The organism is Paenibacillus sp. NPDC056933 (assembly GCF_042674385.1).
GTDB lineage: Bacteria > Bacillota > Bacilli > Paenibacillales > Paenibacillaceae > Paenibacillus.
On record NZ_JBHUQN010000020.1, the window covers coordinates 1 to 2,004 of the forward strand.

2 rRNA genes are annotated in these 2,004 nt (G+C 51.0%); both read left to right on the top strand.

The annotated features are described in order from the left end of the window. Positions 1–77 (top strand): 16S ribosomal RNA (locus ACFTRD_RS32530); the annotation flags it as partial. 341 nt (positions 78–418) lie between these two features. After that, a 23S ribosomal RNA gene (locus ACFTRD_RS32535) occupies positions 419–2,004 on the top strand; the annotation flags it as partial.

Sequence of the window (2,004 nt, forward strand, 5' to 3'; positions counted from 1 at the left end):
CGAAGGTGGGATAGATGATTGGGGTGAAGTCGTAACAAGGTAGCCGTATCGGAAGGTGCGGCTGGATCACCTCCTTTCTATGGAGAATCGTTTCCTGTAACGGAAACATTCAAATTTAAGTCTTCAGGAAGCATGCTTCCGAAGCGAGCTTTACTTCGTAAAGCTTTTAACTCACTCGTTGCTCAGTTTTGAGAGCTCAAACTCTCAAACAGCTTGCTTTTGCATGGAGCTTGTTCTTTGAAAACTAGATATCGAAACGAAAAATGCGAATTAGAACATTCCTTTTTAAGCTGAACTTGTGTTAAAACAAGTTTCAATAAATAGTGAAAACTGCATTGCGATGGGTTCGAGTGGGAGCGACTTTTGGCTTTGCGTAAGCAAAACAAGGGAAGCGAGCCGTCGAAACCGGAGCAAATATGGTTAAGCTACTAAGAGCACACGGAGGATGCCTAGGCGCTAGGAGCCGATGAAGGACGTGGCGAACAACGAAACTGCCTCGGGGAGCTGTAAGCAAGCTTTGATCCGGGGGTGTCCGAATGGGGAAACCCAGCTGGGGTAATATCCAGTTACTCACAACTGAATACATAGGTTGTGTAGAGGCAGACCAGGGGAACTGAAACATCTAAGTACCCTGAGGAAGAGAAAACAATAGTGATTCCGTCAGTAGCGGCGAGCGAACGCGGAGAAGCCCAAACCAGAGAGCTTGCTCTTTGGGGTTGTGGGACGTCTCACATGGAGTTACAAAGGAACCGGTTAAGCGAAGAGGTCTGGAAAGGCCCGCCAAAGAAGGTAAAAGCCCTGTAATTGAAAGTTGGTTCCCTCCGAGACGGATCCCGAGTAGTGCGGGGCACGTGAAACCCCGTATGAATCCGGCAGGACCATCTGCCAAGGCTAAATACTTCCTAGCGACCGATAGTGAAGCAGTACCGTGAGGGAAAGGTGAAAAGCACCCCGGAAGGGGAGTGAAATAGAACCTGAAACCGTGTGCTTACAAAAAGTCAGAGCCCGTTTTAGGGGTGATGGCGTGCCTTTTGTAGAATGAACCGGCGAGTTACGTTCCCGTGCAAGGTTAAGGTGAAGAGCCGGAGCCGCAGCGAAAGCGAGTCTGAATAGGGCGAATGAGTACGTGGACGTAGACCCGAAACCGGGTGATCTACCCCTGTCCAGGGTGAAGGTGCGGTAACACGCACTGGAGGCCCGAACCCACGCACGTTGAAAAGTGCGGGGATGAGGTGGGGGTAGCGGAGAAATTCCAATCGAACTCGGAGATAGCTGGTTCTCCCCGAAATAGCTTTAGGGCTAGCCTCGGAAAACAGAGTCGTGGAGGTAGAGCACTGATTGGGTGCGGGGCCCGCAAGGGTTACCAAGCTCAGTCAAACTCCGAATGCCATAGACTTACTTCCGGGAGTCAGACAGTGAGTGCTAAGATCCATTGTCAAAAGGGAAACAGCCCAGACCATCAGCTAAGGTCCCCAAGTGTGTGTTAAGTGGGAAAGGATGTGGAGTTGCACAGACAACCAGGATGTTGGCTTAGAAGCAGCCACCATTGAAAGAGTGCGTAATAGCTCACTGGTCGAGTGACTCTGCGCCGAAAATGTAACGGGGCTAAACACACCACCGAAGCTATGGCTTGATGCTTGCATCAGGGGTAGGGGAGCGTTGTATAAGGGTTGAAGGTGTACCGTAAGGAGCGCTGGACATTATACAAGTGAGAATGCCGGTATGAGTAACGAAAAGATCAGTGAGAATCTGATCCGCCGAAAGCCTAAGGGTTCCTGAGGAAGGCTCGTCCGCTCAGGGTAAGTCGGGACCTAAGGCGAGGCCGAAAGGCGTAGTCGAAGGACAACAGGTCGAAATTCCTGTACCACCGTAAGCCGTTATGAGCAATGGGGGGACGCAGCAGGGTAGTGACGCGGACTGATGGATGTCCGTCTAAGCAGTGAGGCTGATGTGTAGGCAAATCCGCACATCGTAAGGCTGGACTGTGATGGGGAGCGAAAATTA